General features: G+C 40.3%; 8 protein-coding genes. 2 read left to right on the top strand and 6 right to left on the bottom strand.

Going from position 1 to position 8,667, the window contains the following annotated elements; all coding sequences use genetic code 11:
* Positions 1 to 282 precede the first annotated feature (282 nt).
* Both ACFWE9_RS24140 and yppF read left to right on the top strand, forming a co-directional pair.
* Entirely contained in the window at positions 283 to 1,572 is a 1,290-nt protein-coding gene (locus ACFWE9_RS24140; protein WP_377359185.1) for an MFS transporter, read from the top strand.
* A 386-nt stretch (positions 1,573 to 1,958) separates the two neighbouring features.
* Positions 1,959 to 2,141 (top strand): YppF family protein, encoded by a 183-nt coding sequence (gene yppF / locus ACFWE9_RS24145; RefSeq protein WP_230156286.1) that lies wholly within the window; start codon positions 1,959 to 1,961, stop codon positions 2,139 to 2,141.
* 210 nt (positions 2,142 to 2,351) lie between these two features.
* On the opposite strand, the gene ACFWE9_RS24150 is transcribed toward yppF, so the two are convergent.
* Genes ACFWE9_RS24150 through ACFWE9_RS24175 form a run of 6 tightly spaced genes read right to left on the bottom strand, consistent with a single transcriptional unit; the run spans position 2,352 to position 8,421 of the window.
* Positions 2,352 to 3,677, bottom strand: a complete 1,326-nt coding sequence (locus tag ACFWE9_RS24150) for a GntT/GntP/DsdX family permease (RefSeq protein WP_230156288.1) — start codon at positions 3,675 to 3,677, stop codon at positions 2,352 to 2,354.
* Between the two features lie 55 nt (positions 3,678 to 3,732).
* Positions 3,733 to 4,455 (bottom strand): GntR family transcriptional regulator, encoded by a 723-nt coding sequence (locus tag ACFWE9_RS24155; protein ID WP_230156289.1) that lies wholly within the window; start codon positions 4,453 to 4,455, stop codon positions 3,733 to 3,735.
* A 17-nt stretch (positions 4,456 to 4,472) separates the two neighbouring features.
* Positions 4,473 to 5,486: a sugar kinase gene (locus ACFWE9_RS24160; RefSeq protein WP_230156290.1), complete on the bottom strand. Its 1,014-nt coding sequence runs from the start codon at positions 5,484 to 5,486 to the stop codon at positions 4,473 to 4,475.
* A complete protein-coding gene (dagF, locus tag ACFWE9_RS24165; RefSeq protein ID WP_230156291.1) occupies positions 5,479 to 6,234 on the bottom strand; it encodes a 2-dehydro-3-deoxy-phosphogluconate aldolase in 756 nt (251 codons plus the stop codon). The genes ACFWE9_RS24160 and dagF overlap by 8 nt, the downstream gene beginning before the upstream one ends.
* A complete protein-coding gene (locus tag ACFWE9_RS24170; protein ID WP_230156292.1) occupies positions 6,231 to 7,340 on the bottom strand; it encodes a DgaE family pyridoxal phosphate-dependent ammonia lyase in 1,110 nt (369 codons plus the stop codon). Before ACFWE9_RS24170 ends, dagF begins: the two co-directional genes overlap by 4 nt.
* Positions 7,318 to 8,421, bottom strand: coding sequence for an amidohydrolase/deacetylase family metallohydrolase (locus ACFWE9_RS24175; protein WP_230156293.1), 1,104 nt, complete (start codon positions 8,419 to 8,421; stop codon positions 7,318 to 7,320). The genes ACFWE9_RS24170 and ACFWE9_RS24175 overlap by 23 nt, the downstream gene beginning before the upstream one ends.
* Positions 8,422 to 8,667: the final 246 nt, after the last annotated feature.

An 8,667-nucleotide genomic window follows, 5' to 3' on the forward strand; every position in this document is an offset into this window, starting at 1 on the left:
GATAATCCACCGTTTATTTATTCTAAAAATAAAAAATTATCAAAATATTAAATTGACAATCAAATCTATTTATTTTATCGTTAATAAAGTAAAACCATGTTTTCCTAACAAAACACTAATCATGCATATTCATCTGTCAGTATTTTGAAGAAAGGCGAAATTTGGTCCCTTAAAGTGAATTCATCAATAGTAGATTTCTTAATTACCGTAATTCACTTATTTTCACGGGTAATTGTTAAGAGTGTTTTAAGTAATGCTAACAATAGACAAGGAGATGGTATTATGTTAAATGGGCAAAAAAGATGGTTGTATATTGCCGTTCCCATTTTTTTCTTTTGGTTTTTTGGACAAATTGATAAGGTTGGCATTTCCATCATTCAAACTGATCCAGAATTCTTGAACGCGCTCGGTATAACAGGCGATGATAAAAATGCAAAAATCGGTCTTCTTTCTTTTGTTTTCACCATAGCTTATGGAGTGTCCAATCTTTTTTGGGGCTTCATCATCGATAAATTAGGTGCTCGAAAAACAGCCATCGCCGGTTTATTCGTCTGGACAATTACCATGATTACTTCTGGCCTGGCAAATTCATATGAAGTGTTTTTATTAAGCAGGATCATTCTTGGTTTTGGTGAGGGGATGATGATACCTGTATCAGGGAAATTCATATCCAACTGGTTTAATAAACGGGAATTAGGTAAGGCCCAGGCATCATGGCTTACCGGAAACTATTTAGGTCCGGCGATTGGAGCCGTTTTATTGGTTCTCGTAATATCTTTACTCCACTGGCAAGCCGCTTTCTTTATGCTTGCAGCCTTCAACTTAATTATTAATATCCCTATGTTCATCTTCATGACTAGAAATACACCTGAAGAGCACCCCCATGTCAGTAAGGAAGAATTGGCATTCATTCGCCAATCGTATGACCAAGATAATGAAAGCAATGCTTCTGAGAATAAAAGTTTCGCTCAGGATTATCGTTTCTGGATAGTCTGGTTCGGCATGCTCGTATGTTCTTTCCTTTTTTTCGGCATCAGCATTTGGCTCCCTACCTATCTTATCGAAGCGATAGGGTTTGAAAAGGAAGGGATGTCAAGCATTACTTCCCTGTCTTGGCTATTTGCTTTAGGATTTGTCGTCGCATGCGGTTATCTCGCCGACAAAACGAGGCGTCCAAGTTTGATGGCCTCGATTCTATTTTCATTGACAGCTGTCTTTTTAACAGTAGCAGTCTTCATTCCCAATCCTATTATGGCCGGGATATGTATGGGACTGGCAATGGGATGTCAAGGCGGTGTATTCCACCTAAGTAATATGCTCATGGTAAAATACTCAACACCCCAAACCGCCGGACGGGCTGCGGGTCTGTTAGGATTCACGAATATCATGGGCGGCTTTTCCAGCTATATTATGGGCTGGCTTCGCGACTTATCTGGAGGGGACTTCAGTACATCGATTGCCATGCTGATTTTCGCAGCCATTTTAGGTTTGGGAGCATATATATTCTCCATAAAAAAAGAAGCGTCAGAACTATCTTTATCGCCTTTGACTGAGCAAAAAATCCAAGTATGAAGTGAGATCGTAGGCTCCTTGTAAACTCAGTGCGAACATGGGGTTATATCATTAATAGAATTTACAGCCCTTGAATTCTCAGGGGCTTTTTCACCTTCTTTTGGATTTAGATCAACGTTTATAACCATTTTTCCATCCCCCCCATTCATTCGATCATCTTGAAAACATCAAGCAGGTTTATTATAGGGTTATTAAGAGTAAAAAGAGCTCATACCAATTGGTATACCTCTTTTCTCATTCGCCGAAAAAAGTTTGTCCATTTCCCTCAAACCATTTCTTTTTTTGTATAAAAATGTCGATAGTTAAAATATTCAAAAAATGATAATTACTTGAATACCCGTGTTATATTGTTAATGAAAAAAATACTTGTCAAGTAAGGTGAGTGTGTGACTATAGAAGTTTTAATACTCCATTATATTCAGGAAAAACGTCAAAAGCCTAATCATGCCAATGAATTGTTGGATTATATTCAGAAAGAATATGTAAACGGGAAGCTGTCAATCCTTCAATATAAAAGGCTCTGTCAGGATTTATATCTTCGAGGTGCAAAACAAACATATTCTGGATAATACTAAATACCCCTGTCATTGGGATACCACTTCGAGAAAAAATGTTACTGGCCAGTTGCATCGGACTAACTTAAAGATATTCAATCCCTTTTCATTTACTAACAAGGAACCATCACTTTATATTTTCCAAATTGAAAAGCCCCCGTGAAATGTCACTAATGACATTTCACGGAAGCTTACTTTGGCAATTGCAAAATTTCCTTATACAGACTATATGAATATGTCCAATATTAAAACAAGGCCGAATGCCACAAAAGAAAGTAAAGTTTCCATGACTGTCCAGGTTTTGAATGTTTCTTTAACAGTTAATCCCATATATTCTTTCACTAACCAGAAACCGGCGTCGTTAACATGGGAAAACATAAGGGAACCGGCTCCCGTGGCAATAACAAGTAATTCTAAGTTAACACCAGTCATATTGGCAACGACCGGTGAAACAATTCCAGCAGCCGTGGTCAAAGCGACGGTTGCAGAACCAGTGGCAATCCGGATCAATCCGGCCACCAGGAATGCTAGTACGATTGGTGATAATGATATTTCTTCAGACATGGAAGCGATTGCAGTCCCTACACCACTATCAATTAAAATTTGCTTGAATCCGCCACCCGCACCGATAATAAGGATTATGGAAGCTAATGGCAACAAGCATTCTTCCGTTAACTTTTTAATTAGTGATTTGTCCATACCTTGTCGGTAGCCCAAGAAATAGTATGCTGCAAAACAAGAGATTAATAAGGCGATCACTGGACTGCCGATAAATAATAAGAACTTTTCAATGGAACCCGGTAGTGGCAGATAAGGCGCCACGACAGTTAAGACCATTAACAATACAGGCAGAAGGATGATAAAGAACGAAATTCCTGTTCCTGGTAATCCATTTGATTTTGTTTCCACTCTGATTAAATCAGGTTCCCCAACAGGAATGACCCGTTTATGAATCCATTTTGCGAATAAAGGTCCTGCAATCACAGCTGTCGGGAATGCGATGATCAAGGAGTAAAGAAGTACGTGGCCCATGTTTGCATTATAGATTCCTATTGCTGTCATGGCTCCTGGATGCGGTGGTACCAGCCCATGCACGATCGATAATCCGGCAAGCACTGGTATTCCGATTAATAAGATGTTCACTTTGGTTGACTTACGAATGGAAATGACCAAAGGAAGCAATATGACTAAACCAACTTCAAAAAATACCGGAATACCGATGATGAAACCAGAAAGAAGCATGGCCCATGGCAGATTTTTCACGCCGAATTTATGAATGAAGAAGTCAGCTACCTGCATACCAGCACCTGAGTCGGACATCATCTTCCCTAAAATGGTCCCTAAGGCCAAGATGCCAATAAGATGTCCAAGTACAGCTCCGACACCGGTTTCATAAGCTCCTACAATTTTGTCCATAGGCAGACCAGAAAACACAGCTAAAAATAAACTGGCTACAGTCAAGCTTATGAATGCATGCCATTTCCACCATGATACCCCTAGAATAACAATGACGATTGCCAACAGCGTGATTCCTAATAAATATAGCTCCATATGTTCTTCCCACCTTCAAGAAATCGCTTACAATTGAACCAATACAATAAATCGATTATTGTACCGGCTCGTTATAAGTCACAATGTAGTTCTGTTTGGCCGTGTTATAATATCCTTCACTATATTCCATGACATTCCCGTCCCCATCACTGGAAATCCGAATCCTTGTTAGTACCGGACTATTGTTTTCGATTTTCAGTGTTTCGCAAATGTTATCGGAAGCGATAGTAACGGCAAACTCATCTCTGAATGTTTCAAGTTTGACGTTTTGATCTTCCAAAAAGCGGTACAAAGAATTGATTTGGACCTCTTTTATCTCATCATGGTTTAGATCAAGTGAAACATAATGTGTAAAGTAAATATAAGGTTCATTATCCAATAAATATATTCGTTCGATTCGTATGCAGTGGTCACCAAATAAAGAATGCAGCTTAGAGTCTGAAGAAAGGTCAACTTGGCTTATGTTTAACATTTTTTTTACCATGAAGTGCCCTTCCTCCACCAATAGCTCTGTGAAACGCTTTCCTTTAGAAAGTTTGACAATCGAACCATTAGCAATGACTCTAGTGCCTTTGCCGCTTTTCTTTTCAACATAACCCTCTTGCACGAGTTCTTTAATTGCATTGCGGACAGTGACCTTACTTACATTAAATTCTTCTTCCAATAGAGGCTCAGAGGGAATGTTTGTGTCGATGGCATAAACCCCGTGTAAAATACGATCCTTCAATATTTCTTTTATCTGTAAATACATCGGTCCATTTTTTCTGTTCACATTCATTCCTGATCTCCTGCCTTTTATCTCTTAATATCTTCCATTTTACCTTCCATTGCCGAGAGTATCTCCTTTTCGGTTGCCAAAGGAGTATCCCCAACGACAGTACACGCCAGCATTCCTGATACAGCCGCAAAGCGAACTGTCTTTTCAGGGGAATATTCCTGCATTTCGCCATGTAAAATTCCGCTGGTATATGCATCGCCTGAACCTATTCTATCATATACGGAAAATGATAAGATATCGGAAAAGTAAAATGTTTCTTCCTTGTACATGTATCCCCTCAATGTATGGGTATTATCATTGTTGATCGAACGATGTGTCCCTGCTATCGATAGAATATTGAATTTTTTAGCCACTTCAGGAATTAACTCATTAAGCTGCTCTTCTCTCGTGGAGCCTTTTGACTTCATTCCTAAAATATATAAAGCGTCTTTTTCATTCATCATGACGATATCAGCCAAGTAAAGCATTTCCTCATAATGAGGCTTAGCGTCAGCGTAACCTCCCTCCCATAAGGAAGGGCGGTAATTGCAATCGAAACAGACCGTACCGCCTTTTTCTTTGACTTTTCTAGCCAGAACCTTCATACTTTCTCGAACGTTTTCTGACATCGCAAGCGTGATTCCACAAAAATGGATGATATCCGTTTTTTCCGCAATCATATCCATATCATAATCGGATAAGGACGCTGTATTAAAACTGCTTTCCAGTCGATTTGAATAGGTGACACGGCTCGCCCGTTGTCCGAAACCATTTTCCAAAAAGTACATCCCCAAGTATTTTCCGCCTCTATAGAAGAAGTCGCGTCCAATACCTAAGCGCTGCAAAGAAGAAACCGCCGAATCCCCAAGCGGGTTATCTGGTAGTTTTGTCACAAGATACCCATCATGCCCAAGCTTTGTCATCGCAGAAGCAACGTTTACCCCCGTGCCTGAAAAGGAGTATTGTAATGTGTTAGCCTGTGTTAGCATTTCATAACCTGGTACCTGCAAACGCATCATCACTTCTCCGAATGCTACAATTCTTTTAGGCATGCTTTTCAACCAATTTTTTGGTTATGGTTAATAATTTTCGTACATCCTCCCCATTCGTTTTTCCAGTTTCTTCATCGATGATGGAAGAATAGACATGGGGAATGATTTTAGGCACTTTTGCTTCTAAAGCTATTTCCAGAATGGTTTCGAAATTTTCTAAATCGATTCCACCAGTTGGTTCTAAAGCAAACCCCTCTTCGCCACAAGCTTTTGCCACTGCACGATATTCATCTTCATGCTTCAGCCCTTTCATCGGGAAGTATTTCAGAGCATTTCCACCCATATCACGAACCAATGCTATGGCGGCTTTAATAGGGACAATGGCAGTTTCACTTGCACCTGCACTTACTGGACCAGTGGAAATATTCACATAACCAACTTTACCAGTTGGAGAAACAAGTGAATTTATCCAACTATCCTTCTCACCTAAATTGGCCCTTGTAGCACCTACACTTGGAAAAACCTGATTAATATGACTGCCGGGATAGTATTTTGCAATTTCTGCTACAACTGCTGCCTGTCTATTATCACCAGCGCCCAAACCAATTGAAACTGCTTCATCAATAGCTTCCCCGTACTCTTTCATTGCTGTAACGCCAGCTTCTACAGTTGGATAATCCTTAGAAAGAACACCCACCAATACATGACCTTCCGCTGCTTCAAAGACTTCCACTGCATTTTCCACACTATTAGCTAGTACATTCAGGGCTACACGATCATTAAAAAACCGTTTGTTTATGTTAGTCATCCTTGATTTCCTCCTAAAATGGTTCTTAACTGAGCTTCAATTACGTTGATATCATCACCTTGCAATGGACGTGGATCTATATCGAAAAACCCTTGCCGTATACCATAATCACGCGTATAAATGGCAATATCGCCATTTCTAAGCTGCTCGTTCACTTCTTTCGCCGTTGTTTCCGTAACCGAAGGATCGATGGAAATACGTGCTCTATATATGGCACGACCCGCTTCATCTTGTACAATCGTTACTTTTACGCCATTGATTGAATCGAGTGATGTGAGCACTTGTAAACTTGCTTTTTCTTTCTCGCTATTATCCGTTTTGACAAAATACTCATCCAAAGCCTGAAGCAGCCCAAAGGTAGTTTCCTTACCGACCTTCATACTCCTGCCGATACAATGCAATTGAACCTTTAGCCATCCGATATATTTTTTTCTGCCAGCTACGATACCTGATGTTGGTCCTTCAATGGCTTTTGACCCACTATAAATCGCTAAATCGGAAAATTGTACATATTTCTCCAGGTCTTCCTCCGCTGCCGCATCAACAATCAGAGGGATATTATTTGTTTTGGCCACTTCCCATGCTTCTTCGACCGATATCATATTTTTTTGAACGGCATGATGTGATTTTACGTATAAAATGGCGGAAGTATTTTCATTAATGGCATCCGCAATATGCTCTGCCTTTCCTTCGTTTGCATACCCAACTTCAACCAACTTTCCGCCACCAAGGTAAATCATGGTTTCAACCGGTGCACCATACTGGACGTTATGGCCTTTCAACATGATGATTTCATTTTTTTGAATAGGATCTTGATGAAGTCTTTCGCTTTTCCTTCTGTTCCCTTCAGTCACGATCGCTGCTACGGAAAGGGCGATTCCACTGGATGCAGAGTTTACGACAACCGCTGCTTCGGATTGAAGTAAATTTGCTATATGCTGACCAGATTTATCGACCAAATCAGAGATTTCAACATAATTTTGTCCGCCTTTTTTCATCGCGTCCATCACCGTGTCAGTTGGAGCAGAAACTCCCAATATGCTCATTCTTCCGCTTGCATTGATGACTCTTTTCAGGCCGTATTTAGCATTTAATGAACTCTCCATTTATAACCACTCCTTTTACGACAACTCTTTTATCTGCCATTCTTTTTTCGCCTTCGGAATCCAGTAAAAGGGTCGACTCATCTTCGATTGAGAATAGTGTCAGGTTCGCAATATCCCCAACTGCAATCCTTCCCAGCTCTGGCTTATGCAACCAAGCTGAGGCATTAACCGTAACTGCATCGATTACCTCTTTTAATGGATATCCGAGATACAAAAATTTAGTAAGCACACTTGCCATGCTAAAAACTGGCCCATTTACTCGGTTTCTCCGATATATATCCGTACTGATCGTATTGAAGCGGATCCCCTTCTCCTTCGCCGTTTCAGCAGTCGGAAAAGAAAAACTTGCTGTCCCATGACCGACATCCAAATGCACACCACGTTCAATTGCTTTACTGAACTCAGGTAAGGGTTCTCCATTCTCATCAAATAAATTATTGGCTTTACCATTTAAGTAATGTGTAATAATGTCTTCTTTTTCAAGTAAATCAAGGACCTCTTTAATATCAGGCGGCCCTGAACCGATATGAACCATTAATGGTAAACCAGTATCAGCCGAGAACTTCCTAGCGATTTTTAATGGCTCGACACCATTTGGACCAACCACACTTTTACTTATTCTCGCTTTTAGTCCAACGATAAAATCACCGTGCTCGGAAATAGCTTTTCTTAATTCCACTTCGTCCAGCCATGAAATATCCGATAACTCATCAATCCTTTTCAATCCAATCCGCGAAATATTCAGAAAGGCGAAAACGTTCGTTTTGGAATTTTCACAACTGCTAACAAGATCGGATATCCTGTCAGCCCCGGTACTTCCTGCATCAATGATCGTTGTTACACCTGTTTTATATCCAATTTCATCAACATCGTCACCATAAGGATCAAATTCTGGGAAGGCATGTACATGCATATCAATCCAGCCGCTGGAAACAACAACTTTGTCCTCATAATCTATTATTTCATCTCCAGTTGCAGTTCCGGGCAGAGCGATTTCTTTAATCATCCCATTTTCCAATATGATATCCGCTGCATTTCCCTCTAACATCCTTACATTTTTCAGAACTAGCCTACCTGTCATTTTCCTCATCCTTTTCGGTAAATCCTATCGATTGTAAGTAGCATTGTATACGTTTCCAATGAATTGTGAGGATTCATTTCATCTCTTTACAAAAATAGATTATCATATATCCTCAAACTAATCAATATAACGTCGAGTCGATCGCCTCGGTTCCCGCCATCCTCCAGCAGGGCAAGGAGTGGTTCCGCTCGATGGGCAGCGAGAAGTCCCCGGGCTTCACGCTCTACTCGCTCAGCGGCCACGTCG

The sequence above is a fragment of the Peribacillus sp. NPDC060253 genome (assembly GCF_042727425.1).
Lineage (GTDB): Bacteria > Bacillota > Bacilli > Bacillales > DSM-1321 > Peribacillus.

Coding starts and splice junctions, on each gene's coding strand:
- ACFWE9_RS24140 (WP_377359185.1), top strand. CDS start 283: ATGTTAAATGGGCAAAAAAGATGGTTGTATATTGCCGTTCCCATTTTT.
- ACFWE9_RS24150 (WP_230156288.1), bottom strand. CDS start 3,677: ATGGAGCTATATTTATTAGGAATCACGCTGTTGGCAATCGTCATTGTT.
- ACFWE9_RS24155 (WP_230156289.1), bottom strand. CDS start 4,455: ATGAATGTGAACAGAAAAAATGGACCGATGTATTTACAGATAAAAGAA.
- ACFWE9_RS24160 (WP_230156290.1), bottom strand. CDS start 5,486: ATGCCTAAAAGAATTGTAGCATTCGGAGAAGTGATGATGCGTTTGCAG.
- dagF (WP_230156291.1), bottom strand. CDS start 6,234: ATGACTAACATAAACAAACGGTTTTTTAATGATCGTGTAGCCCTGAAT.
- ACFWE9_RS24170 (WP_230156292.1), bottom strand. CDS start 7,340: ATGGAGAGTTCATTAAATGCTAAATACGGCCTGAAAAGAGTCATCAAT.
- ACFWE9_RS24175 (WP_230156293.1), bottom strand. CDS start 8,421: ATGACAGGTAGGCTAGTTCTGAAAAATGTAAGGATGTTAGAGGGAAAT.